Source organism: Ruegeria atlantica (genome assembly GCF_013032005.1).
Taxonomy (GTDB): Bacteria; Pseudomonadota; Alphaproteobacteria; order Rhodobacterales; family Rhodobacteraceae; genus Ruegeria; species Ruegeria atlantica_A.
The window spans coordinates 1-22,887 of the sequence record NZ_WQBE01000018.1 but is presented as its reverse complement, the minus strand read 5'-3'; the positions used below and the strand labels follow the sequence as shown (position 1 = coordinate 22,887).

Below are 22,887 nucleotides of genomic sequence, written 5' to 3'. Positions count from 1 at the left end.
CTTTGGAGACATGATCCAGGCTGATCTGACAATAATCCTGCCGGAAATCGTTCTGGCCGTGTATGCGATGGCCGCCCTTATCGGGGCAGTTTACACGACGAAAGACGCGCTGGCGCCAATTCTGGTGTGGACGACGGCGGGGCTAATGGCGCTGCTGTCCTTCTGGATTGCAACCAATGGCGATGGCACCAACGTGGCGTTCAATGGGATGTTCGTCGATGACGGGTTCTCGCGGTTTGCCAAGGTCGCGATCCTGCTGTCGGCTGCGGCTGTTCTGGTGATGAGCCAGGAATATATGACCCGCCGCGATCTGTTGCGGTTCGAATACCCGTTGCTGGTGGCGCTGGCTGCTGTCGGTATGATGATGATGGTCAGCGCAGGCGATCTGATGTCCTTGTATATGGGGCTGGAACTGCAATCTCTGTCGCTGTATGTCGTGGCTGCGTTGCGTCGTGACAGCGCCAAATCAACTGAGGCCGGTCTGAAGTACTTCGTACTGGGTGCGCTCAGTTCGGGGCTGCTGCTGTATGGTGCATCGCTTGTTTATGGCTTTACGGGCACGACGCTGTTTTCGGGCATCATCCAAACGGTCCACCATGACGACATCTCGGTTGGTCTTCTGTTCGGCCTGATCTTCCTGATCTCGGGCCTTGCCTTCAAGGTTTCGGCTGTGCCCTTCCATATGTGGACGCCGGACGTGTACGAAGGATCGCCCACGCCGATCACCGCCTTCTTTGCCACTGCACCAAAAGTGGCGGCGATGGCGCTGTTTGCCCGCCTGATGCATGACGCCTTTGGTGGCGTAGTGAAAGACTGGCAGCAGGTGATCGTGCTGCTTTCGGTTCTGTCGATGCTGCTGGGTGCGGTTGCCGCGATTGGTCAGCGCAATATCAAGCGGCTGATGGCGTTTTCGTCGATTGCCCATATGGGTTATGCGCTGATCGGTCTGGCAGCGGGTACGGAAATGGGCATCAAAGCGATGCTGATGTATCTGGCAATTTACGTGACCATGAATATCGGCACCTTTGCCTTCATCCTGATGATGGAGCGCGATGGCAAACCCGTCACTGATATCGATGCGCTGCGCCAGTTTTCCAAACGCGATCCGGGTAAGGCCTTGGCTGTTCTGATCCTAATGTTCAGCCTTGCTGGCGTTCCGCCAATGTTGGGCTTTTTCGCCAAGTTCGGCGTCTGGCAGGCTGGTATCAGCGCGGGTCTGACCGGGTTGGTGATCGTGTCGGCCATCGCCTCTGTGATCGGTGCGTTCTATTACCTGCGGATCGTGTTCTATATGTATTTCGGGGCCGAGAACGAGGATCCGATCGAAACCCACTCGACCCCGGTTCTGTGGGTCGCGCTGATGGGGTCGGCGGCGTTGATGCTGGTGGGCGTTTTCTATCAGTTCGGCATCGAAGGCGCGGCTGCGGCTGCGGCAGCGACGCTTGTCAACTGACGTGTTTAACATCCAATTACAGGGGGCTCGGTCAAAAGGCCGGGCCTTTTTGACATGACTGATTGGCCGCAAGGATACGGACTGCACATCGTGCAGGAAGTCGACAGTACATTGAATGAGGCTGCCCGACTTGCCCCTACGGCGCCGGGCCCTGTGTGGATCATGGCGCATCACCAGACGGCGGCGCGGGGACGACGGGGTAGGGCGTGGGCCAACCCCAGGGGCAACCTGGCGGCGACCTTGTTAATGCGACCGCAGGGTAATCCGGAACAAGCGGCCTTGCGCAGCTTTGTGGCGGCCTTGGCGCTGTTCGACGCCTGTGTCGCGGTCACCGGTCGCGCCGACGGGCTGTCATTGAAGTGGCCCAACGACGTGCTGCTGAACGGGGGCAAGCTGGCGGGCATCTTGCTGGAAAGCACCGGAAAGGGCGGGGGCGTGTCGTATCTGTCGATTGGCATCGGTGTAAATCTTTCCGAGGCGCCCCCAGCCTATGCGGTGGAACAAAGCGCGGTGCGGCCAGTCTCTCTGTTATCGGAAACCGGTGCCGCAGTGCTGCCCGAGGATTTTCTGACCGAATTGGCCGCGGCTTATGCACAATATGAAACTCAGTTCGTGACCTACGGGTTCGAACCGATCCGCACTGCCTGGCTGTCTCGTGCCGCTCGCTTGGGTGAAGTGATCACCGCGCGAACCTCGACATCTGAAACGGTTGGAACCTTTGAAACCGTGGACTCGGGCGGCAACCTTGTCCTAAAGACCGCAAAAGGCCGTGTCAGCATTCCTGCGGCGGACGTGTATTTCTAAAGGGGGCTCAGATGCTTCTGGCTATCGACTGCGGCAACACCAATACCGTTTTCTCGATCTGGGACGGCGAAAAGTTCCTGTGTACCCTGCGCACCTCGACCCATCATTCGCGTACGGCGGATGCCTATTTCACTTGGTATTCGACGCTGGTGAAACACTACGGGATCGAAGCGGAGATCACTGACGTGGTGATCGCCTCGACCGTGCCGCGTGTGGTCTTTAACCTGCGTATTTTTGCTGATCGCTTCTTTGGGTGTCGGCCGCTGGTTGTGGGCAAGCCTGAATGCCTGTTGCCCGTGGCACCGCGCATTGACGAAGGAACAATCCCCGGCCCGGACCGGTTGGCCAATGCCGTGGGCGCGTTTGACCGCCATGGCGGCGATGTTGTTGTGGTCGATTTCGGGACGGCCACGAATTTCGATGTAGTGGCCCACGACGGGGCCTATGTTGGCGGCATCATTGCACCGGGTGTGAACCTCAGCCTTGAGGCACTGCACCAAGGCGCGGCCGCATTGCCGCATATCGACATTACCCGCCCGGAAAAGGTGATTGGTACGAATACTGTTGGCTGCATCCAGTCCGGCGTGTATTGGGGCTATTCCGGTTTGATCGAGGGGCTGATTGCCCGGATCAAGGCAGAATACGGGATGCCGATGAAAGTGGTCGGCACCGGTGGGCTTGCGCCTTTGTTCGATCAGGCGGATGTCGGGTTTGACGCGATCGAAGAAGATCTGACGATGCACGGGCTGACCGTGATCCATCGCTATAACAAGGATAATGGCTCGACATGAGCAGTGAACGACTGATCTATTTGCCGCTGGGTGGTGCCGGCGAAATTGGCATGAATGCGTATGTCTATGGCTATGGAAAGCCTGGGAAAGAGCGTCTGATCCTGGTGGATCTTGGCGTGACCTTTCCGGATATGGACACGACGCCGGGCGTTGATTTGATCCATGCCGATATCTCGTGGCTGCGCGAAAGGGCGGACCGGCTTGAGGCCGTATTCGTCACCCACGCGCACGAAGACCACGTCGGCGCCGTGGCCCATTGCTATGAGGCACTGGGCGCACCTGTTTATGCACGCGCCTTCACCGCCAACATTGCCCGTCGCAAGATGGAGGAACATGGCCACCCCGAGGACGCGGTCCGCACGGTATCGGCCTGGCCCGAGCAGGTCTCGGTCGGTCCCTTCACGATTGGCTTCCTGCCTGTGTCGCATTCGATCCCCGAAAGTGCTGCGCTGGTGATCGACACGCCCAAGGGGCGGATTGTGCATACTGGTGACTTCAAGCTGGATGAAAACCCCGTGGTGGGTGAGCCCTTTGATCCCGATCTGTGGGCCGAGGTCGCGAAATCCGGTGTTAAGGCGCTGGTCTGTGACAGCACCAATGTTTTTTCTGGCCATGCGGGTCGTTCGGAATCCGAGGTTGGCCCCGAGATCACCAAACTGGTTGAAAGCGCCGAAGGTATGGTGGTTGCGACCACCTTTGCATCGAACGTTGCACGGGTGAAAACACTGGCCGAAGCGGGCCAGCGCGCCGGGCGTTCGGTTGTGTTGCTGGGTCGTGCCATGCGACGGATGATTGAAGCCGCGACTGAAACTGGAATCCTCACGGATTTTCCCAAGGTTGTCAGTGCCGAAGAGGCCGTGGACATGCCGCGCCAGAACCTGATGCTGATCGTGACCGGCAGCCAGGGCGAACGCCGCGCCGCCAGTGCCCAACTGGCGCGGGGCAAATACCGCGGGCTGGAGCTGAAAGAGGGTGATCTGTTCCTGTTCTCATCCAAAACCATCCCCGGAAATGAGCGCGGCGTGATTTTCATCATGAACCAGCTCAGCGAAAAGGGTGTGGATGTGGTGGATGACAGTTCAGGTCTGTACCACGTGTCCGGCCATGCCAACCGACCGGATCTTGAAAGAGTTCACGCCCTGATCGACCCGCAGATGGTGATCCCGATGCACGGCGAGCATCGGCATTTGCGTGAACACACTAAACTGGCCGAGGCCGGTGGGCGTACGGGCATTCTGGCCGTCAACGGAACGATGGTTGACCTGACAGGCAATGCGCCGCAGGTGGTGGATTATATTGAAACCGGCCGCACCTATCTGGACGGCACCGTCAAGGTCGGGGCTCTGGACGGGATCGTGCGTGACCGTATTCGCATGGCTTTGAACGGGCACGTGACCGTGACGGTCATTCTGGACGAAGAGGATGAGCCGCTGGGTGAGCCGTGGTGCGACACGATGGGTTTGCCTGAAATCGGGACGTCGCGGGCGGCGCTGATTGAAGTGTTGGAAGAGGACCTGAACCAATTCCTGATGCGGGCCGATGCCAAGACGTTGCGCGACGATGACAAGCTGGAGGAAGCTTTGCGCCGCATCGTGCGCCAGACCGCCAAGTCAGAAATCGGTAAAAAGCCCGAGGTGACGACGGTTATCAGCCGGATGAGGTGACGCCTAGTCCGCGTCGGGCATGGGATAACCCTTGAGCTGCAAGAACAGGCTTTGTTCTTCGGTATGCAGGTATAGCGGCACGGTGGCGGGTGGTTCGGGATTTGTAGCCCGGGCCGCTATTTCCGCAAGAACGACCTCGGTAATGAAGGGCAGGTCCAGTTCGCGCGCGCGGTCCAGCGGGACCCATTGCAAATGGGACAGCTCATCCGACGCGCGGCTGAAATCATCCAGATCCCCCTGAACGGCGTTGGCATCGACCAGAAAGAACCGTGCGTCGAAACGGCGTGGGCGCCCCGGAGGGGTCACAGCACGGAACACAAATTGCAGCGCGCTGGCCGATGGGCGGTAACCCAAGTCGGCAAAGCCCTGCCAATCGTCCGGAACTGTGCCGCTCCACCCGCCGGGATCCCCCAGGATCAGCCCTGTTTCTTCCCACAATTCACGAATTGCGGCTGCGGCCAGTGCGTTTTGCAATCCCGGTTCGGACTTTTCGTCTAGCCTGTCGCTGCACAACGCGGGCAGGGGCGTGGCCAAAGGGACCGAGCTGTCCTCTGCATCGACGGCACCGCCGGGAAACACGAACTTATTGGGCATGAATACGGCCTTTGCACCGCGTTGCCCCATCAGGATGGACGGCTCGATCATACGATCTCGCAGAACGATGACCGTTGCCGCGTCCCGTATCGCTGATTTGTCGACTGTCATGTTCTGTGCGAGCCGATGAGCGAGGTCATTGCGCTTTTTCGAATCCGTGCATGCGACGTGCCCATTGGTACGCGACAACCGCCCCCTTCAGCCGAGGCAGCAGGAACAAGGACAGGGCCGTACAACCGATGGCAAAGATCAGGAACATGGTCATCGGTTCCGGGCGAAACTCTACATAAGACACGTGAAGGGCCGGTGCCATCAGGTGTCCGACCAGCAGAATGGTCAGGTACGCCGGACCGTCATCTGCCCGATGGTGAAACAGCTCTTGCCCACAAGAGTCGCAGCTGTCCTTGACCTTCAGATAGCCTTTCAGAACCTTGCCCTCGCCGCATTTGGGGCAGCGGCAGCGGAAGCCTTTGACCAAAGCAGGCCAAGTGGGGCGGTCATTCTCAGTCGTGGTGTCGATCGTTTGATCTGTCATTGTAAAACTCGCGCGTTCGTTTGAGCCGGATAATGCGCTTGTTTTGCCCTGAAAAAAAGAGGGGTGCGTCGCTTTGTGGCGTGGGGTGTTGGTAAAGGCCTGCAAAGTTTTTTGGATTTTTGCGACGGAAAGCATCCCGCCCTGCGTTTGAACTAATGTGAGCAGCGGCGATGGGGCCGCCAAACAAAGGGAAAACGACATGAAAAGCGCCAAATTCATTCCGGCCATCCTTATCTCGGCTATTGCAATCACAGGTACGTCCGTATTGGCGGCCGGACCAAAGGATCGTGAACCTGCAAGCTTTCAAGAACTGGATGCCAATGGTGACGGTCAACTGACGCAGGAAGAATTGGAGGCCCACCGCACGCAGCGATTCTCGAACGCTGACACTGACGGCGACGGCAAACTGAGCGTCGAAGAAATGCAGGCCGCTGGCCAAAAACGCGCCAATGACCGCGTGACCAAGATGTTCGAAAAACACGACGCCAATCAGGACGGCTTTCTGAGTGAAGACGAGTTGCCCAAACCGCGCCGCGCTGGCAAGATGTTTGACCGTATCGACGCGGATAACAGCGGAACGATCTCGGAACAGGAATACGCCGATGCGAAAGAGCGGATGGGTCGCAAGCACAAGAAACACGGCAAGGCGGACTCTGACGACAGCTGATGAAGGATGGAGGATCTGACCTCTCCATTACAGGATGTCCGCGGCGCAGAATGTGCCGCGGATACGACAGATGATGCATTGCTGCGGCAGTTCGCGGGCGGCGACGCGGCGGCTGCCCGTCAGTTGACTGACCGGTTGGGGCCGCGTTGTTTTTCAGTCGCGATGCGAATGCTGGGCAACCGCGCCGAGGCCGAAGACGTAACGCAGGACGCCATGATGCGGCTGTGGCAGATGGCCCCAAAATGGGTACCGGGGCAGGCCAAGGTGTCCACCTGGCTGTATCGGGTCACGCTGAACCTGTGTGTGGATTTACAGCGCAAGAAAAGGCCGGACTGTCTGGACGATGTGCCCGAGCCCGAGGATGAAGACCTGAGCGCTACCGAGCGGCTACAAGAAGCGGCGCGTAAGGATGCGCTGCAATCAGCGTTGTCGCAATTGCCAGACCGCCAACGGCAAGCGGTTATTTTGCGGCATATCGAAGAACTGCCCAACCCTGAAATCGCCAGGATCATGGGCATTTCGACTGAAGCGGTAGAAAGCCTGACTGCGCGCGGAAAGCGCGCCTTGGCGGCAATACTGGCAGGACGGCAAGATGAACTGGGGTACGAAGATGGCTGAAGATGACATGAAATTGGACCAGTTGTTTGCTCAGGCACGGCAAGCCCGGCCGGAACTGCCCGATGATCTGGCAGTTCGCATTCTGACGGACGCCGAAACGGTGCGTCTTGACCGGATGAAACCTGCAGATCCACCGCGTTCTGTCTGGGCGCGGCTGCTGGACGGGATCGGAGGCTGGCAGAGCATGGGTGGTTTGGTCGCGGCCAGTGCCGCAGGGGTTTGGATCGGATTTGCCGCGCCTGACTTTTTACCTGACCCGGCAACGATTATTTTTCCGCAGGACACCAGCTTTGTGGTCGCTGACCTTGGCCTGGACACAACTTTTCTGGAGGACGCCGAATGAGCGATAATGTCAAACCCAAAAGACGGTGGGTGACGGTTCTTTTGACCGTATCGCTGGCGCTGAACCTTTTGGTTGTCGGGGTCGCTTTGGGCACTGTTTACAGGGTCAAAGGCGGGCATCACGGCAAGGGTCCGCCCGGATTTGCCCCAACATTGTACCGGGCGCTGCCCAAAGAGGAACGGAAAGCGTTGCGCGGTGAGTTGTCTGAGCGGCATATCAAGGGGGCGAAGATGCGGTCGCAGGACTTTGCCGCGCTTGTGGCAGCCTTGCGCGCGGAACCGTTCGATCCCGAGGCGGTGCAGGCGCTGTTGCAGCAACAGGCGCAAGCCATGGCCGAATTGCAAAGCGCATTGCAGGATAAATGGCTGGACCGCATCACCGGGATGTCTGACGCGGAACGTCAGTCTTACGCGGACCGGCTGCAGGAAGTGGTCGAGCGCAAGGCGCATGGGCGCAAGCAGAAGGATTGATCGGTTCAGGCTGCGCTCTGCCGGACCCGAACCTGGTTGCGCCCAGCCGACTTGGCAGCATAAAGCGCGGTGTCGGCCGATTTGATCAGCCCCTCCAACCGGAGTGGTTGAAGTGATTTCGACAATCCGTTTGGTTGGGCTGCGATTAGTCCAATACTGATCGTGACCGGTATTGGGGCAGGGGCGTCTGGCAGCTCAAAAGGTTTGTCACGGATGCAATCACACAAGCTTCTTGCTAGTTTCAGTGCTTTGGCCTGCGTTGCTTCGGCGAGGCCAACCATGAACTCTTCGCCACCGATTCGTGCGATGAACCCGGCCGAGCCAATCGTTTGTTTCATCCGGGCCGCTGCCTCGGCCAGCACCAGATCCCCGCCAGTGTGGCCGAAGGAGTCGTTGATACACTTGAAGTGATCCAGGTCAGCCAGCATCACCGCAAAACCTTGTTCGGTCCGCGCAGCCTTGTGCATGATCTGATCCATCGCGTGCATCGCATATCGGCGATTGTGCAGGCCGGTTAACGGATCGACCCAGGAATCCTCCAACCCGCGCCTGAGCGACGCGCGCATCTGGTCCAGCCGGGCCTTTCGCACAATCTGGTTTTCCAGGCGCAACAGCGTTTCTTCGGGGCAGAAACTACCCATGCAAATCGCGTCGGCACCCCGATCAAGCGCTTCGGATGCCAATTCGGTATTCTCTTCCTCAAGAACACCGATCAGAACCGTATGCCGCGTAGTGCTTCGCGATTTCAGATCGGCCAGCAGTTTGAGGTCCGACGGGTTTGCACTGACCTCGAACACGATGGCATCAGGGACAGGTCCCGACAGAATACCCCGAAGGTTGGATGTTGTATGAGCGGATAGATTGTGCGGTGTCTGCTTGAATAGAGCCTTTTTCCACAAAGCGCTGGTGCATGACGATTGTGTCAGAATAGCGACTCGACCGGTTTTCGCAGGCATGATCAGCGCAGCGCTGGGTTCGGCAAATCCGATGGGGTGCGAACTGGTTCCAACCTGCAATTCTTGGGTATCGGCGCGCGCGCGCAACAGGCTGCGAACCCGCGCAAGCAGGAACGTATCCTTGAACGGGTGGGCCAGAACATCGTCCAAGCCGTCAGCCAGCGCCTTCAGCCGCGCGGCCTTGTCGTTTTGCTGTGCGATCGCAACCACCGGCACATCGGTCAAATCCGGGTCTGTCATGACAAGCTTCTTTACGTCAGCGGCAGTGCCGTCCGGCAAGGTTTGCGAGGTCAGTACCAGGTCGGGCCTGGCACGCCGTAAAAGCCCGGGCAGACCCTGAAGCCGTTCACCCTGAACAACGTGATACCAAGCCGCAGTTAGCTGAACCTTCAGCATGATGCGATTGGTTGAGGCCCCGTCGAGGACAAGGATGGTTCCCTGCACGGACATATCAGTCACCATTGATTGCATGCGTTGCTAAAGTGTTTATGAGTCTGGTTAACAAACCCTTTCCAAGACCTGATCCGGGGCTACTTTATGTCAATCAACGCCCAATCTGCCGAAACACTGGCGCTCAATGTTCTGAGTTGGCTGGTGGGCAATGAAGAATTGCTGCCAATTTTCCTTGGCTCAACCGGTGCATCGACACAGGACCTGCGCGAAAGAGCAGGCGAGCCCGAGTTTCTGGGGTCGGTGCTGGATTTTCTTGTGCTTGACGACTCGTGGGTAATCGCCTTCTGTGACGCGAATTCCGTGCCCTATGACCTGCCTGGACAGGCCCGCGCGATTTTGTCCGGTGGCGCTGACGTCCACTGGACCTGACCCACAACTTTGCAGGAGCATGCAATGCCTATCGACGCGATCCTGTTCGACAAGGACGGCACCTTGTTTGACTTTGCCAACACCTGGGGGGCTTTCGGGCGCAATGTCGTGTTGCGCCTGGCCGACGGAGACCCTGCACGCGCTTCAGAATTGGGGCGTGTTATCGGCTTTGACCTGGAAAAGGCCACCTATTCCGAGGACAGCATCGTCATCGCCGGTACGGTTGATGAAATAGCCGAAGCCTTGGTTCCGCATCTTCCCGACATGACGCAGGAAGATCTGGTCGATGTTCTGAACACCGAATCGGCGTCGGCTCCGCAGGCGCAGGCCGTGCCATTGGCCCCCTTTCTGGAAGGTTTGAAACAGGCTGGGCTAAAGCTGGGCGTGGCAACAAATGACGGTGAGATGCCAGCGAAACAGCATCTATCCTCGGTCGGGATTCGCGATCATTTTGACTTTGTCGCGGGCTATGACAGCGGCCACGGGTACAAACCAGGGCCCGGGCAGTTGCTTGCCTTTGCGACCCATGTAGGCGTGGCACCTGAACAGGTGGCCATGGTGGGCGACAGTCTGCACGACCTGCAAGCTGGTCGCGCTGCCGGGATGACGACAATTGCCGTTCTCACGGGCATGGCCCCGGCCGAAGCACTGGCGCCCATGGCGGATGTCGTGTTGCCGGATATCGGGCACATTCCCGACTGGCTGGCGAAAAACTGATCACGCTCCAGCCAATTTCGTCGCTTCGGGATAAAAAACCGACAAAGTCTGTCGCAGACAGAGCGGCCAGCCCCCGACCTTCGGGGCTTGCTTGTGATAGAGCAAGCTCCGGAGGATCAGATGGCAGACACAAAAACTCGCAGGCGTCGTGGTGGTGGACGTGCCGGGGCCGCTGAACGCAGAGGTACTGCGGTAATCGACCAGATGCCGTGGAGCCCGCCAATCAACATCGACCGCCCGACTGAACCGTTGGATCAGGACGGGATCGAGGCGATCCATGAAGGGGCCATGCGCATCCTCGAAGAGATCGGGATCGAGTTCTACAACGAAGAAGCCAAAGGCATTCTGCGCGAGGCAGGGTGTACGGTCGAGGGCGACAATGTTCGCATGGGCCGGGACTTTGTCATGGAGATGGTGGGCAAAGCCCCTTCAAGCTTTACGATTACTCCGCGAAATACGGACCGCACGATTGAGATCGGCGGAAAGAACATGGTGTTCGGCAACGTCTCATCGCCGCCGAATTACTGGGATATGGAGATCGGTACCAAGGTTCCCGGCAATCGAGATATGTGCCGCAACCTGTTGAAACTGACGCAATATTTCAATTGCATTCACTTTGCGGGCGGGTATCCGGTTGAACCCGTCGATATACATGCCAGTGTCCGGCACCTGGATGTGCTTTATGACAAGCTGACCCTGACCGACAAGGCGATGCATGCCTATTGCCTCGGGAAGGAACGGGTCGAAGATGTGATGGAGATGGTCCGCATCGCTGGCGGGCTGAGCCACGAGGAATTCGAGGCAACGCCTCGGATGTATTCCAACATCAACTCGACCTCACCGCTGAAACATGACCACCCGATGATTGACGGATGCTTGCGTTTGGCGCGGCGGGGGCAGGCGATTGTTGTGACGCCGTTCACGTTGGCTGGTGCAATGGCTCCGGTAACGATGGCGGGGGCTGTGGCGCAATCGCTGGCCGAAGCCTTGTGCGCAATCGCTCTGTTCCAATACGTGCGCCCGGGGATTCCCTGCGTAATCGGGACGTTCACATCCAATGTGGATATGAAGTCAGGCGCACCTGCCTTTGGTACACCGGAATACATGCGTTCCACCCAGATGACTGGGCAAATGGCACGGTTCTACAACCTGCCGATGCGGTCGTCGGGGGTGTGTGCCGCAAACGTGCCTGATGGCCAATCGGTTTGGGAGACCTCGAACTCTCTGTGGGCGTCCGTTCAGTCGGGTACCAATATGGTATACCACGCAGCAGGTTGGCTTGAGGGAGGGTTGATCGCCAGCCCCGAAAAATTCATCATGGACTGTGAAATATTGCAGCAAATTCAGCGCTATATGCAGCCTGAAATTACCGCGACCGGTCCAGATGAAATCGCGTTGGATGCGATCCGGTCGGTGGGCAATGACGGCCATTTCTTTGGTATTCAGCACACGCAGGACCGCTACACCACCGCGTTCTATCAACCCTTCCTGAGTGATTGGAAGAACTTCGAGGGCTGGAATGTTGCGGGTGGCATTTGGACGGCGGAGCGGGCCCATCACATGTTCAAAGAGATCATCACCAGCTTTGAACCACCGGCGCTGGATGATGCGATCCGGGATGAGCTTGCCGACTTTGTCGCCCGTCGCAAGGCCGAAGGTGGGGCGCCGACGGATTTCTAGTTCCCTGTCAAAGACTTCCACTGCGATACTTGTTCAGATTGTTGGAATCCAACGACCTATCTTGGGGGTTTGTTAAGGAATCTCGGGCCAGATTGGAGAAGTAACCAATCTGGGGCATTTTATGCATGGTCTGATCAATCGGGCGGTACAATCTTTCGTATGTGCGACCTACGGGCAGACGTGCTGGTTGCGCGTAACCGAGATGGCTGAGCTGGGATTTACCGAGTTCGAGGCCATGCTCGTCTACGATGACGACATGACTGCCCGGGTTTTGGACGCACTGTGCGACGAAATAAAGCGCCCACGTGCCGAAATACTCGAGGATTTGGGAACATATCTGGTGTCTCACCCGAATATGGAGGATCTGCGCCGTCTGCTGCGCTTTGGCGGCGTCACTTATGTAGAGTTCCTGCATTCCCTGGATGACTTGTCCGACCGCGTCCGTTTGGCAGTTTCCGACCTTTGCCTGCCAATGTTGGAGCTTATTGAGGTGAGCCCAACAGAATATCAATTGTATTGTCATCCCGGATTGGCCGGATATTCCAGCGTTATGGTCGGGGTTTTGCGCGCCATGGCTGACGATTACGGTGCCTTGGCCATGTTGTCCCATGACGGGCAAGAGGGCGAGGCCGAAGTCATCTCAGTCGTACTTGTGGAAAGCGCTTTTGCCGAAGGGCGTCATTTCGATCTTGGGGCGCGCAAATCATGATGGATACTGGCGATCTGGGTTCTTTGCTGGAAACACTATGTCCAATGTTCGTTCTGGTGAGCGAAACTGGGCGGATAACACGCGTAGGGCCGACGTTGCAGAAACTTCGCCCGGATCAACCGATAGAGGGGAAAGAATTTCTGGACGTATTCGAGTTGATACGCCCGCGCGCTGTCACAACCCTTTCGGCGCTGATGTCGTTGGCTGGCGCAAAACTGCACCTGAAACTCCATGATACGCCACGAACGGCGTTGAAGGGATTGATTGCCCCACTGCCCAACGGAAAAGGCGCAGTAATTAACCTGTCCTTCGGCATTTCGATTTTGGATGCTGTACGTGATTATGCGCTGACCAGTGCGGACTTTTCTGGCACCGACCTTGCGATCGAACTGCTGTACCTGGTCGAGGCTAAATCGGCCGCGATGGAGGCTTCGCGGTCGCTTAACCTGCGGCTGCAAGGGGCGATGTTGGCCGCCGAAGAACAAGCCTTTACCGATATGCTGACCGGGTTAAAGAACCGTCGGGCCATGGACGTGGTTCTGGGCCATCTGATATCCGGGCATTTGCCTTTCGCCCTGATGCATCTGGATTTGGATTTCTTCAAGTCGGTCAATGATCAATATGGGCACGCAGCGGGGGATCACGTGTTGCAGCAGGCCGCCCGGATCATGGTAGAGGAAACCCGCAACGATGACACAGTGGCCCGCATTGGCGGGGATGAGTTCGTTATTATCTTTAAGGGTTTGATGGATGAATCTGTCCTTTCAGCAATTGCGTCACGTCTTATTGACCGGTTGCAAAAACCAATGGTGTTCGAGAAAAACCCCTGTCGGATATCAGCCAGTATCGGGACCGCGTTGTCCACGCAGTTTTCGCCCCCCAAATCCGCGGAAATTCTGAACGCGGCTGATTTGGCGCTGTATGAGGCGAAGAGGAAGGGCAGATCTCGGCATTGCTTATACTCGACACTGGTGGGGCGTCGGCAAGGCGACCCGGCATCCGGGGTTCGTTTGGATTAAAATCGCGCGGACCCGGCTTAGATGCGATCAAGCCTAATCGAACACACGGCTCAGAGTGTTTGCAATATGGCGTTTGATCGGTGGTAGCTCTCCGACAACTGGCATGAGTTGTCCTTTGAACGTGGCTTCAGCCAACTCTTGCGGCAGGTCCTCAAGAACGTGACCGCCGGTGCAGGCAAAATAGGGCAGGCAAATAGCTTGCTCCGAAAAACCTGACGCGGCCTCGGAGATGGAAGGGGGTTCTTCGACAAAACCCACACGAATAGACCTGAATGCTAGATGTTTTTCTAACGTGCCGGCAAATGCAAGGGCAACGGAAGATGGGTTGCGACTGCGACCTGAGCCATGAGCGGCCACAACCAGATCCGTTTCCTGCGCCGTCCACTGGTTTTCCACCAACCTGTCGCGCAGCGCCCCGGCCACAAGTTCTGGTAGGTCAGGGTCGACACCAAGCGGGTCCAGAATGCGTAGATTTCGCCCGGCAAGACGTTTGGGTAGGGCGCTGGTGACAAACCACCCTTTTGCCATGAAAAGCGGGTAAATCACTGCGTCATCTGTCAGCTTTGAAACGCGCTCTTCGAATATACCCGGTGCCGCCAGCGTTGCCGACCGTACAGTCACCTTTGCGCACAGTGCGTCGACCTCGGCGGCATACTCGGCTAAGACCTGTTCGGCCGGGGTCGGGTCCGACGGTTGGCCATGGGCGACGATAAGGGCGTGGTGCATTCGAATTGTCCTGTTAGCTTTACCGATAGGTGCGTCCCGCCGCGCCAGAGTCAATCCAAACTAAGGTGCCATCAACCTAAAAGTGTCAGCCAGAACCAGACCGTCAGAATCGAGGTCGCCGTTCCAATCAAAACGGATGAGGCTGCCACCCGTTTTGCGTGTCCGTACATGTTGGCAAATATATAAGCGTTGAAGCCGGGCGCCATCGCCGCTGTGAGAACGCCCGAGCGGAACAAATCCTGAGGCAGACCAGCAGAGGTCCCAAACAGCCAAACCAGGGCGGGGTGCAGGATTAATGAAATGCAGCAGACATAGGCAATCGCGCGCAGATCGCCCTCGGGCTTGTATTTGACCAGAACTCCGCCCAGCGCAAACAGGGCGCCAGGCAGGGCGGCACGAGTAATAAGGCCAAGCGCTTCGTCCAAAACTGAAGGTACGCCAATTCCTGAAAGGTTAACGATAAATCCCAGCGCGATACCGAGGATCAGCGCATTGCGGAACATTGCCGACATCACCGACCGGATCATGCGCCTGCCGCCATTCCCCCGGTTTCGGACAACTTCCATCACCGTGATGCCGATGGCATAGCAAAATGGCGCATGGAAGGCGATGATGGCGTAGTTCCCGTCCAAATTCTCGGACCCAAAGGCGCGTTCCGTGATCGGAAGGCCCAGCAGAACCGAGTTCGAGAACAAACAGCAAAAGCCGATGGCGACGCAATCTTCCCACTCGCGGTGAAAGATCAGGCGGGCGCCGAACAACCCGGCGGTGAAACACAGGGCTGCGGCGGCATAAAAGCTGCCCAGCAGCCGGGGATCGAAACTGGCGCTCAGATCCAGATGTGCGATGGCCAGAAACAGCAGGCAGGGAATCGCGAAGCCCTGGGTGAATTTCATCAACCCTTCGACATGGGCTTCTTTGAAATACCCCAGACGGGTCGCGGTGTATCCGGCACCGATCACAAGAAATACCGGCAGGATAACTTCGATCAGAGTTTGCAGCATCCAGCCGCCCCAGAGTGTTTCGCGGGCTGCAACGGCAGTGCCCTATAAATCCTGATGGATCACCATACCGTCATAGGCAGGGGTGATGTGATCGGCGGTTTCGGCGTCAACCGTGACATAGTCGAGGTCGATATGCATGTTGGTCAGAACCGCTCGTTTGGGTTTCAGCTGCTCAATCCATTCCAACGTTTTATCCAGATGGGCGTGTGTGGGATGAGGGCTACGGCGCAGGGCGTCAATGACCAGACAGTCCAGCCCTTCCATCATAGGCCATGCGTCGTCATAAAGTTCGGCGACGTCCGGCAGATACACCAGCTTACCCATCCGAAAACCCAAAGAATCGATCGAGCCATGATTGACCTTGAAGGGGTGAAACGGGATCGAACCGCCGGGGCCGTCGATTTCGAACGGGCCGTCGATGGACTTCAAGTCAAGGATCGGCGGATAGGGAGAGCCTTCGGGTTGGATGAAGGCATACCCAAACCGCCCCAGCAGGGCGTTCTGCGTATCACCGTCGGCCCAGACCGATACTCTCTCGCGCATGTTATAGACGATCATGCGCAGGTCATCGATGCCGTGGACGTGATCGGCATGGGAATGAGTATAAACCACGCCATCCAAACGCCCTGTTCCAGTACTCAGCAATTGGCTGCGCATGTCGGGGGTGGTGTCGATCAGCACCGTGGTCGTGCCATCCGGCCCGTCACGTTCAACCAGCATCGAACAGCGGCGGCGAATATTCTTGGGGTTCTGCGGATCGCAATCCCCCCAATGCCCGCCCAGTCGCGGTACGCCGCCGGACGAGCCGCAGCCAAGGATGGTGCAGCGCAGCTGGGTCATGCAGCCGCCTTGTAGGTTGCGGCCTTTGTGAACAGACGGTCGAAATTGGCCTGCGTCTGGGCAGCGAAATCGGCATAGTCCAACCCGAACACTTCGGCCCCTTTATGGGCGGTGTGGGCGGTATAGGCCGGTTCGTTACGTTTACCGCGATAAGGCGGCGGGGCCAGATAGGGGGCGTCAGTTTCCACCAGAACGCGGTCGACCGGCGCGGCGGCGAAGATATCGCGCAATTCCTGGCTTTTGGGGAAGGCGGCGATGCCGGACATGGACAGGTAGAAACCCAGATCCAGCGCGGCGCGGGCCAGTTCCGTCGAGGATGAGAAACAGTGCATTACGCAGGAATAGGGCGCATTGCGGTGTTCCTCGGCCAGAATGCGCGCCATGTCATCATCAGCTGCGCGGGCGTGGATAATCAGCGGTAGACCGGTGTGCTGGGCGGCCTCGATATGTACGCGCAGCGATTGCTTTTGCACCGAGGCTGAGTCAGCGGTGTAGTGATAATCCAGTCCTGTTTCGCCGATGCCGACAAATTTAGGGTGCCGGGACAGCGCGATCAGTTCGTCGACCGTGGCCATCGGCTCATCCGCGGCGCTCATGGGATGGGTGCCTGCGGCATAGAAGATCGGCGCGTGTGCCTCGGCAATGGCACGAATGGTGGGTTCGTTGCGCAAGCGGGTGCAGATCGTGACCATGCGGGTCACGCCTGCTTCGGCGGCATTGGCGATGATCTGGTCCAGCTGCCCCTCAAAATCGGGGAAGTCCAGATGGCAATGGCTGTCGGTGATCTGGGGGGTGTCGCTCATCTGCTCTGACCGGCGGTTTCCTGTATCTTGAACACCGTATCTAGGACCAGAGCGGCAGGGTCAAGGTTCACCGCCTGACCATGGCGCGCGCGGGCCGTGATTGTCGCCGCAACCTCGGCCCATTGACGGGCCTGATGCGGAGATGGGGACAAACGTGACAGCGTTTCCGCCTCATTCGGCGCAGCCGCGGGTAGTGGCGGCGCACCGGTTGCGCCGGTCAGCGCCAGGCGCGACAGGACGACGTCGATCAGGGTCAGCAGCAGTTCGAACCGCTCTGCCGCACCGCGTTGGGCAGCGGCTTCGGCCAAAGCCAACGCGCGCTGGCGATCCATGCGGGGCAGAGTGCCGAGAATGGCGATCAGTTCAGCATAGATCTCTAACCCACCCAGATTGATCAACCGCACCGCATCGCCGACCGACCCGGCGGCCAGCGCCGCCAAATGGTCGGTCTGCGCGGGCAGGTCCGCACCCGTTTGCACGAGGGCGGCTTGCATATCCTCAGGTCCAAGTGGAGAAAGGCGCAGGGTTCGACAACGGGATCGGATCGTTGGCAACAGGCGTGACGGCTGGTGCGAAACCAACAGTAATGTCGTGCGCGCAGGTGGCTCTTCGAGCATTTTCAGCAGGGCGTTAGCCGCGCTGACATTCATCTCATCCGCTGAATCGACGATTACGACACGCCGCCCGCCATCGGCCGAGGACAGACCGAAGAATTTCCCCAGCTTGCGAATATCATCAACGACGATTTCGTTCCGCAACCGCCCCTGATCATTCACGGATCGGGTGATGGCGGCCAGCCCCGGCTCGGCCCCGGCCAGTATGCGGTGTGCGACCGGATGTTCGGGATCAATCGCAAGGGTTTCAGGTGGCGGAGGGGCACCGAACAGCCCATCCTCTTCCATCGGCGGCGTTGCCAGTAAAAACCGTGCAATCCGCCAGGCCAGGGTTGCCTTACCCACCCCGCGCGGGCCAGTCAAAAGCCAGCCGTGGTGCAGCCGGTCCGAGGTGTAGGCGCTCAGAAATGCCTGTTCAGCCGCGGCTTGCCCAAACAGTTGCTGGGTTTCGCGCGGGTGCGGGGCACCGGGGGCCTGATCCGGGGTTGGGGTATCGTCGCTCATCTATCGTCAGTCACAAAGCTTGCAGAACGATATCTGTCACATCCTGTGCAACGCTGTCCATGTCGCGATTGCCGTCAATCACGCGAAAGCGGTCCGGAAACTCATCGGCCAGCGCCAGAAATCCGGCGCGCATCTTTTGCTGCAGATCGATGCCGAAATCTTCGAACCTTTCTTCTGTGCCCTGTCGCCCCTTGGCGCGGGCCAGACCGGTTTGTGGGTCCATGTCGATCAGCAGTGTCAGATCGGGTTCGCGCCCAATCACCAGGCTGTGCAATTGATCAACCACCCCGCGCAAATCGCCGCGCGACAGGCCCTGATACATGCGAGTGCTATCGGCAAATCGGTCACAGATAACCACTTTGCCAGCGGCAAGAGCGGGCTCGATTGTGCGCTCCAAATGATCCCGCCGCGCGGCAGTGAACAACAGCAATTCCGTTTCGGCCGACCAGCGGTCGGGGTCGCCTTCCAAAACCAGGCGGCGGATCTCTTCGGCCCCGACCGAGCCACCGGGTTCGCGCGTCAGCACGACCTCATGACCAAGATCACGCAAACGCTCGGTCAGCATGCGTGCCTGCGATGATTTGCCTGATCCATCAATGCCTTCGAAGGTCAGAAACAACCCGGGCTTTGTCACAATGCGTCCAGTGGATTGCCGATCACATCGGTCAGAAAGATACCGCCCACGGTCATCATACGCACCACGAAGCCTCCGGCCGGGACGCTTTCAGACGCCACCAATGGGCGGCGGATTTCCGGCAATCCTTCGGGTTTGATAACCAGCTCAGCCAGTTGTTGGCCCTTTTCAATTGGCGCGTTGACCGGCCCGTCATAGACAACCTCGGCCTCAATATTCTTGTCACCCAGAACTGGGAACAGCAGCGACAAGTCCTCTTCCGGGACCAGACCCACGGTCTTTTGCGCGCCCATCCAGATCTTGGCCTCGGCTATTGGCGTGTCCGCGTTGGCAACTGTCCTCTCGACAAAATTTCGAAACGACCAGTTAACCACGGCCTCAGCCTCCTCTGCCCGTTTGCCGGTGCTGTCGAGACCTGAGAGTACAAAAATCACCCGACGGTCACCCTGTTTGGCCGACCCGACAAGGCCATACCCGGCCTCTTGCGTGTGGCCGGTCTTCAGACCGTCGGCACCGATCCCCAGCTTGAGCAGCGGGTTGCGGTTGCGTTTGTTCGACGGCGCGCGGCCATCGAATTCAAACTCTTCCTCGGCGAACAGGGGGTAGTATTCCGGGAAATCCGAAATCAGATGATTTGCCAACACAGCCAAGTCATGGGTGGACATCATATGACCGGCAGCGGGCCAGCCGTTCGAGTTGGCAAAGTTGGAATTGTTCATGCCCATTTGCTGCGCACGTTGCGTCATGTATCGGGCAAACCCAGCCTCGGTTCCGTCAGGGCTGAGCGCCTCGGCGATCACCACGCAAGCGTCGTTGCCCGACAGTACGATAATGCCGCGCAACAGGTCCTCGACCCGGACGCGGTCCTGCGTGTTCAGGAACATGGTTGAGCCGCCATAGCTCATGGCGTGTTCCGAAACCGGCAGTGTTTCATCCAGTGTCAGGCGGCCATCGCGCAGTGCCTCGAACGCCACGTAAAGCGTCATGAGCTTGGACATAGAGGCAGGCGGTAGGGGCAGATCGGCCTCTTTGGACAGTAGAACCGTACCTGTGGTCTGATCTACCACATATGCCGCGCGGGCTGTTGTATCAAAGGCTTGGGCGGGCAGGGCAAACACAGCCAGCCCAAGGGTCAAAACGGATGATCGCAGTGAGGACAGCACGAGGGGCCTCCTTTGTTTCAATTCTTGACAGAGAACGCGTCGGAAAACCCAAGGTCTCTGACGTCGCTTTGCAATGCGTTGCGTTCCGAGCGGGTTTTTGCCGGGCCAACCAGCACGCGCCAGACCGTTTTGTCGTCGGCCTTCAGCTCGCGAACGTTGGCAGTCATTCCGTTCCGCTCAATTTTTTGCGCCGCGCTCTTGGCATTGGCTTCGACATTGAAGGTTCCAACCTGAACAAACGGCTTGGTCAGAGATCGTGGTGCTGGATCCTGAGCCACCGGAGCAGGCGCGCTTACCGGGGTGGGGTCGGCCGCTTCAATCGCGGCTGCAGCACCTGCAACGGGGTCAAGCGGCGTTTCAGTGATCTCGTTAGGATCTTTCTTTTGCCACCACTTCCGCTTGGCCGGTTTGTCCTCGGGTGGGGTGACTTCGGGGTCAGACAGAGACGGGGCCGCGGTGGGTTGAGTTGCGGTTTCTACCACTTCTCCCACCGCATCAGCGGTTGCCTCAGCTGCGGTGTCGCTTGTTGCCGCCGCGGTAGCTCCGGCTGCGCCTGCTGCGGCAACCGGTTCTTTCTTTTGCCACCACTTCCGTTTGGCGGGCTTTTCCTCGGACGGGCTGACTTCGGGTTCAGATTGAGTAGAGGACGGTGTGGCCTGAGCTGCGGTTTCAACCACGTCTTCCGCGGCATCGGCGGTTGCTTCAGCTGCGGCATCGCCTGTTGCCGCTGCAGCGGCTCCGGCTGCACCTGCTGCGGCAACCGTTTCTTTCTTTTGCCACCATTTCCGCTTTGTGGGCTTTTCGGCATCTGCCGTAGCCGTTTCTATGGCTGCGTCTTTTGATTTTGCTTCATCGGTGACCGATTTATTCTCGGTTGTCGCGGTTTCTTCGGGCTTGGGTTCTTCTTTTTCTACGGGTTTGCGCCGCAGGGCAGTAACCTGAACCTTGGTCGGCGCACCTGCAAGGATACCCAGCTTGCCAGCGGCCGCAGAGGACAGTTGTAAAGCCGGGCCGGGCAGGTTTCTTTCCCGCCGGAACAAGGCGCCATTCACAGATTTGTTGTTTTTCGGATTCTTGATGACAACGCGTTCGGGTTGAGTCACATCCGGGTGGGCAACCCAGATACCGCCCAAGGACGGACGCCCATCCCACAGAGCGGCTTCGGTCACATTGAAGGCCTCTGGCGCTTCGACCGTTGCGCCTGATTTGTCTGAATGACCGGGAAACAGTTCGACGGTACCGCTGGTCTGGGTGCCGTCACTTGGTGCGTCCGACAATGCTTCCTCGGTCGACAGTGTCTCGTCACACCCCGCCAGAATTGCCAATGTTACCGCCAGCACCGCCCACGATCGCGGTTTTAAGCGTGTCTCAGTCGCTCGCTTCATTTTGTCATCCCTTGCCTGAAGGGGTCTCGTTTCCTGAACCCCGCCGCCAATTGCCGGTTCTGTCTTGCCGGTCTGTTACGGTCTTTCCTGCAAAGCATAACGTGGGTGAGGTGTCATGGAAAGACCACTGCACATCCTTAGGCGAGAATTCCCTATTTGCTCTTGCCACCGATTTCAGTTGGCCTTAGACCCAGCCCCACGCGGGGAGGTGGCAGAGTGGTCGAATGCGGCGGTCTTGAAAACCGTTGGGCGTGAGAGCGTCCCCAGGGTTCGAATCCCTGTCTCCCCGCCACTCATACCTGTCTCACTTCAGTTGTGTTTTCTGACCCGGAATTGTGCCGCAATTCCCGCGAGTTGGAGCATGCGCTTTCAATCAGAGACGGAGCAAACCGTACACTCTGAGTAGAATTCAGGCCTCAGTCTCAGTGCCACATTTTGTCGGGGTCGCTTTGGACCAGATTTCCCTGATACCCGGCAATTTACAGGGAATTTTCGTGAGATGGGTTCAATATCAGACGTTTTGCAGGTCAGAACCGTATGCTTTTCAGCGGCTTATGTGGGAAATTCCCTAAAAGGTGGAACAGGGAGTTTTCTTGAGCGAACAGGGGGTCTTGTCAGAAGAACTTTGCTTCAGCAGGGCAGGGGTGTTGCGTAGCTTTTTCTCATGACCAGACCTGCCTCTTTCAAATACTTCAAAACCAATCCCGAGATTATCCGCTTGGCGGTGATGCTGTACATCCGTTTCCCGCTCTCGCTTAGGAATGTTGAAGATCTGCTGCACGAGCGAAGCATCGACGTGAGCCACGAAACTGTCCGGTATTGGTGGAACAGGTTTGGCCCAATGTTTGCTGCTGAGATCAGACGGAAGCGTGTTCAGCAATTGAGAGCATACTCCAAATGGAAGTGGCACGTGGACGAGGTTTTCGTGAAGGTGAATGGCAAGAGACACTACCTCTGGCGGGCTGTCGATCATGAGGGCGAAGTGCTGGAAGCAATCGTCACCAAACGCCGAAACAAGCAGGCCGCGTTGAAATTCCTCAGGAAATTGATGAAGCGACACGGTAAAGCGGAAAACGTCGTCATGGATCGCTTCGCCTCATACAGAGCCGCGCTCAGAGAGCTGGGCGCGCTCAAAAAACAACAGACGGGCAGGTGGCTCAACAACCGCGTTGAGAATTCCCACCTTCCTTTCCGGCGACGCGAACGCGCGATGCAACGGTTCAGGCGCATGCGAAGTCGACAGAAATTCGTCTCGGTCCACTCCTCTGTCTACAACCACTTAAACCAGGAAGGATCGCTCGCAAGCTGAGATACCTTCAAGCTGACCCGCGCCGCCGCTCTTAGCGAGTGGCGTCAACTTTGTTCCGGATAG

Annotated in this window: 24 protein-coding genes, 1 tRNA gene and 1 pseudogene; 15 read left to right on the top strand and 11 right to left on the bottom strand. The window is 58.1% G+C overall.

All coding sequences use genetic code 11. The features are described from left to right. The first annotated feature begins 10 nt into the window (after window positions 1-10). The 4 genes from nuoN to GOX21_RS20770 are packed head-to-tail and all read left to right on the top strand — an operon-like array spanning window position 11 to window position 4,712. Window positions 11-1,453, top strand: coding sequence for an NADH-quinone oxidoreductase subunit NuoN (gene nuoN / locus GOX21_RS20785; RefSeq protein ID WP_170348167.1), 1,443 nt, complete (start codon window positions 11-13; stop codon window positions 1,451-1,453). Between the two features lie 54 nt (window positions 1,454-1,507). Continuing rightward, window positions 1,508-2,257, top strand: a complete 750-nt coding sequence (locus tag GOX21_RS20780; protein ID WP_170374621.1) for a biotin--[acetyl-CoA-carboxylase] ligase — start codon at window positions 1,508-1,510, stop codon at window positions 2,255-2,257. Window positions 2,258-2,268: 11 nt separating this feature from the next. After that, complete coding sequence (locus tag GOX21_RS20775) at window positions 2,269-3,048, top strand: type III pantothenate kinase (protein WP_170360150.1); 780 nt, start codon at window positions 2,269-2,271, stop codon at window positions 3,046-3,048. After that, window positions 3,045-4,712 carry a ribonuclease J gene (locus tag GOX21_RS20770; protein WP_170348172.1) on the top strand — a complete coding sequence of 556 codons (1,668 nt, stop codon included), beginning with the start codon at window positions 3,045-3,047 and terminating at the stop codon, window positions 4,710-4,712. Before GOX21_RS20775 ends, GOX21_RS20770 begins: the two co-directional genes overlap by 4 nt. 3 nt (window positions 4,713-4,715) lie before the next feature. Here the strand turns inward: GOX21_RS20770 and GOX21_RS20765 are convergent, their stop codons facing one another. Both GOX21_RS20765 and GOX21_RS20760 read right to left on the bottom strand, forming a co-directional pair. Next, window positions 4,716-5,417, bottom strand: a complete 702-nt coding sequence (locus tag GOX21_RS20765; protein ID WP_170360146.1) for an NUDIX hydrolase — start codon at window positions 5,415-5,417, stop codon at window positions 4,716-4,718. 25 nt (window positions 5,418-5,442) lie between these two features. Continuing rightward, on the bottom strand, window positions 5,443-5,841 hold the full coding sequence (locus GOX21_RS20760; RefSeq protein ID WP_170360144.1) for a DUF983 domain-containing protein: 399 nt from the start codon (window positions 5,839-5,841) through the stop codon (window positions 5,443-5,445). 199 nt (window positions 5,842-6,040) lie between these two features. Between GOX21_RS20760 and GOX21_RS20755 the strand changes: the two genes are divergently transcribed. From GOX21_RS20755 to GOX21_RS20740, 4 genes are read left to right on the top strand one after another with little or no spacing between them, the layout of a single operon-like run. Beyond that, a complete protein-coding gene (locus GOX21_RS20755; RefSeq protein ID WP_170374623.1) occupies window positions 6,041-6,508 on the top strand; it encodes an EF-hand domain-containing protein in 468 nt (155 codons plus the stop codon). Between the two features lie 6 nt (window positions 6,509-6,514). Beyond that, window positions 6,515-7,126: an RNA polymerase sigma factor gene (locus tag GOX21_RS20750; RefSeq protein ID WP_170374625.1), complete on the top strand. Its 612-nt coding sequence runs from the start codon at window positions 6,515-6,517 to the stop codon at window positions 7,124-7,126. After that, window positions 7,101-7,469 (top strand): hypothetical protein, encoded by a 369-nt coding sequence (locus tag GOX21_RS20745; RefSeq protein WP_254428647.1) that lies wholly within the window; start codon window positions 7,101-7,103, stop codon window positions 7,467-7,469. Before GOX21_RS20750 ends, GOX21_RS20745 begins: the two co-directional genes overlap by 26 nt. Then, complete coding sequence (locus tag GOX21_RS20740) at window positions 7,466-7,939, top strand: periplasmic heavy metal sensor (protein ID WP_170374627.1); 474 nt, start codon at window positions 7,466-7,468, stop codon at window positions 7,937-7,939. The genes GOX21_RS20745 and GOX21_RS20740 overlap by 4 nt, the downstream gene beginning before the upstream one ends. A 5-nt stretch (window positions 7,940-7,944) precedes the next feature. Here the strand turns inward: GOX21_RS20740 and GOX21_RS20735 are convergent, their stop codons facing one another. Further along, the gene (locus GOX21_RS20735) at window positions 7,945-9,345 is read right to left on the bottom strand and encodes a diguanylate cyclase (RefSeq protein ID WP_170374629.1); all 1,401 of its coding nucleotides are present in this window, start codon (window positions 9,343-9,345) and stop codon (window positions 7,945-7,947) included. A gap of 87 nt (window positions 9,346-9,432) precedes the next feature. On the opposite strand from GOX21_RS20735, the gene GOX21_RS20730 reads away from it, so the two are divergent. The 5 genes from GOX21_RS20730 (at window position 9,433) to GOX21_RS20710 (ending at window position 13,842) form a co-directional block, all read left to right on the top strand. Then, on the top strand, window positions 9,433-9,717 hold the full coding sequence (locus GOX21_RS20730) for a DUF3572 domain-containing protein (RefSeq protein WP_170374631.1): 285 nt from the start codon (window positions 9,433-9,435) through the stop codon (window positions 9,715-9,717). A gap of 24 nt (window positions 9,718-9,741) precedes the next feature. Continuing rightward, a complete protein-coding gene (locus tag GOX21_RS20725) occupies window positions 9,742-10,434 on the top strand; it encodes an HAD family hydrolase (protein WP_170374633.1) in 693 nt (230 codons plus the stop codon). A gap of 120 nt (window positions 10,435-10,554) precedes the next feature. Continuing rightward, the gene (locus GOX21_RS20720; RefSeq protein ID WP_170348182.1) at window positions 10,555-12,114 is read left to right on the top strand and encodes a trimethylamine methyltransferase family protein; all 1,560 of its coding nucleotides are present in this window, start codon (window positions 10,555-10,557) and stop codon (window positions 12,112-12,114) included. A gap of 121 nt (window positions 12,115-12,235) precedes the next feature. Then, a complete protein-coding gene (locus GOX21_RS20715) occupies window positions 12,236-12,823 on the top strand; it encodes a heme NO-binding domain-containing protein (protein WP_170374635.1) in 588 nt (195 codons plus the stop codon). Then, window positions 12,820-13,842, top strand: a complete 1,023-nt coding sequence (locus GOX21_RS20710; protein WP_170374637.1) for a GGDEF domain-containing protein — start codon at window positions 12,820-12,822, stop codon at window positions 13,840-13,842. Before GOX21_RS20715 ends, GOX21_RS20710 begins: the two co-directional genes overlap by 4 nt. Window positions 13,843-13,875: 33 nt before the next feature. Here the strand turns inward: GOX21_RS20710 and GOX21_RS20705 are convergent, their stop codons facing one another. The 8 genes from GOX21_RS20705 to GOX21_RS20670 all read right to left on the bottom strand — a co-directional run bounded on the left by GOX21_RS20705 (window position 13,876) and on the right by GOX21_RS20670 (window position 21,515). After that, a complete protein-coding gene (locus GOX21_RS20705; protein WP_170374639.1) occupies window positions 13,876-14,568 on the bottom strand; it encodes a CbiX/SirB N-terminal domain-containing protein in 693 nt (230 codons plus the stop codon). 71 nt (window positions 14,569-14,639) lie between these two features. Continuing rightward, window positions 14,640-15,572, bottom strand: a complete 933-nt coding sequence (locus GOX21_RS20700; RefSeq protein WP_170374641.1) for an AEC family transporter — start codon at window positions 15,570-15,572, stop codon at window positions 14,640-14,642. A 42-nt stretch (window positions 15,573-15,614) separates the two neighbouring features. After that, the gene (locus GOX21_RS20695; RefSeq protein WP_170348187.1) at window positions 15,615-16,412 is read right to left on the bottom strand and encodes an MBL fold metallo-hydrolase; all 798 of its coding nucleotides are present in this window, start codon (window positions 16,410-16,412) and stop codon (window positions 15,615-15,617) included. After that, complete coding sequence (locus GOX21_RS20690; protein ID WP_170374643.1) at window positions 16,409-17,215, bottom strand: TatD family hydrolase; 807 nt, start codon at window positions 17,213-17,215, stop codon at window positions 16,409-16,411. The genes GOX21_RS20695 and GOX21_RS20690 overlap by 4 nt, the downstream gene beginning before the upstream one ends. Further along, window positions 17,212-18,333, bottom strand: a complete 1,122-nt coding sequence (locus GOX21_RS20685; RefSeq protein ID WP_170374645.1) for a DNA polymerase III subunit delta' — start codon at window positions 18,331-18,333, stop codon at window positions 17,212-17,214. The genes GOX21_RS20690 and GOX21_RS20685 overlap by 4 nt, the downstream gene beginning before the upstream one ends. A 10-nt stretch (window positions 18,334-18,343) precedes the next feature. Continuing rightward, window positions 18,344-18,967 carry a dTMP kinase gene (gene tmk / locus GOX21_RS20680; RefSeq protein ID WP_170374647.1) on the bottom strand — a complete coding sequence of 208 codons (624 nt, stop codon included), beginning with the start codon at window positions 18,965-18,967 and terminating at the stop codon, window positions 18,344-18,346. Then, on the bottom strand, window positions 18,964-20,130 hold the full coding sequence (locus GOX21_RS20675) for a D-alanyl-D-alanine carboxypeptidase family protein (RefSeq protein WP_170348191.1): 1,167 nt from the start codon (window positions 20,128-20,130) through the stop codon (window positions 18,964-18,966). The genes tmk and GOX21_RS20675 overlap by 4 nt, the downstream gene beginning before the upstream one ends. A gap of 17 nt (window positions 20,131-20,147) precedes the next feature. Next, entirely contained in the window at window positions 20,148-21,515 is a 1,368-nt protein-coding gene (locus tag GOX21_RS20670; RefSeq protein ID WP_170374648.1) for an SPOR domain-containing protein, read from the bottom strand. Window positions 21,516-21,717: 202 nt separating this feature from the next. Between GOX21_RS20670 and GOX21_RS20665 the strand changes: the two genes are divergently transcribed. Continuing rightward, window positions 21,718-21,807: transfer RNA gene (locus tag GOX21_RS20665), tRNA-Ser, on the top strand. A gap of 372 nt (window positions 21,808-22,179) precedes the next feature. Continuing rightward, window positions 22,180-22,821: pseudogene (locus GOX21_RS20660) on the top strand (IS6 family transposase); the annotation flags it as partial. Between the last annotated feature and the right edge of the window lie 66 nt (window positions 22,822-22,887).

Excerpts from the sequence above, each read along its gene's own strand:
- GOX21_RS20755 (WP_170374623.1), top strand. The coding sequence starts at position 6,041 with ATGAAAAGCGCCAAATTCATTCCGGCCATCCTTATCTCGGCTATTGCA.
- GOX21_RS20775 (WP_170360150.1), top strand. The coding sequence starts at position 2,269 with ATGCTTCTGGCTATCGACTGCGGCAACACCAATACCGTTTTCTCGATC.
- GOX21_RS20700 (WP_170374641.1), bottom strand. The coding sequence starts at position 15,572 with ATGCTGCAAACTCTGATCGAAGTTATCCTGCCGGTATTTCTTGTGATC.
- GOX21_RS20715 (WP_170374635.1), top strand. The coding sequence starts at position 12,236 with ATGCATGGTCTGATCAATCGGGCGGTACAATCTTTCGTATGTGCGACC.
- GOX21_RS20695 (WP_170348187.1), bottom strand. The coding sequence starts at position 16,412 with ATGACCCAGCTGCGCTGCACCATCCTTGGCTGCGGCTCGTCCGGCGGC.
- GOX21_RS20735 (WP_170374629.1), bottom strand. The coding sequence starts at position 9,345 with ATGTCCGTGCAGGGAACCATCCTTGTCCTCGACGGGGCCTCAACCAAT.
- GOX21_RS20725 (WP_170374633.1), top strand. The coding sequence starts at position 9,742 with ATGCCTATCGACGCGATCCTGTTCGACAAGGACGGCACCTTGTTTGAC.
- GOX21_RS20685 (WP_170374645.1), bottom strand. The coding sequence starts at position 18,333 with ATGAGCGACGATACCCCAACCCCGGATCAGGCCCCCGGTGCCCCGCAC.
- GOX21_RS20765 (WP_170360146.1), bottom strand. The coding sequence starts at position 5,417 with ATGACAGTCGACAAATCAGCGATACGGGACGCGGCAACGGTCATCGTT.
- GOX21_RS20670 (WP_170374648.1), bottom strand. The coding sequence starts at position 21,515 with ATGAAGCGAGCGACTGAGACACGCTTAAAACCGCGATCGTGGGCGGTG.
- GOX21_RS20770 (WP_170348172.1), top strand. The coding sequence starts at position 3,045 with ATGAGCAGTGAACGACTGATCTATTTGCCGCTGGGTGGTGCCGGCGAA.
- GOX21_RS20720 (WP_170348182.1), top strand. The coding sequence starts at position 10,555 with ATGGCAGACACAAAAACTCGCAGGCGTCGTGGTGGTGGACGTGCCGGG.
- GOX21_RS20780 (WP_170374621.1), top strand. The coding sequence starts at position 1,508 with ATGACTGATTGGCCGCAAGGATACGGACTGCACATCGTGCAGGAAGTC.
- GOX21_RS20730 (WP_170374631.1), top strand. The coding sequence starts at position 9,433 with ATGTCAATCAACGCCCAATCTGCCGAAACACTGGCGCTCAATGTTCTG.
- GOX21_RS20740 (WP_170374627.1), top strand. The coding sequence starts at position 7,466 with ATGAGCGATAATGTCAAACCCAAAAGACGGTGGGTGACGGTTCTTTTG.
- GOX21_RS20705 (WP_170374639.1), bottom strand. The coding sequence starts at position 14,568 with ATGCACCACGCCCTTATCGTCGCCCATGGCCAACCGTCGGACCCGACC.
- GOX21_RS20690 (WP_170374643.1), bottom strand. The coding sequence starts at position 17,215 with ATGAGCGACACCCCCCAGATCACCGACAGCCATTGCCATCTGGACTTC.
- GOX21_RS20745 (WP_254428647.1), top strand. The coding sequence starts at position 7,101 with ATGAACTGGGGTACGAAGATGGCTGAAGATGACATGAAATTGGACCAG.
- GOX21_RS20760 (WP_170360144.1), bottom strand. The coding sequence starts at position 5,841 with ATGACAGATCAAACGATCGACACCACGACTGAGAATGACCGCCCCACT.
- nuoN (WP_170348167.1), top strand. The coding sequence starts at position 11 with ATGATCCAGGCTGATCTGACAATAATCCTGCCGGAAATCGTTCTGGCC.
- GOX21_RS20710 (WP_170374637.1), top strand. The coding sequence starts at position 12,820 with ATGATGGATACTGGCGATCTGGGTTCTTTGCTGGAAACACTATGTCCA.
- GOX21_RS20750 (WP_170374625.1), top strand. The coding sequence starts at position 6,515 with ATGGAGGATCTGACCTCTCCATTACAGGATGTCCGCGGCGCAGAATGT.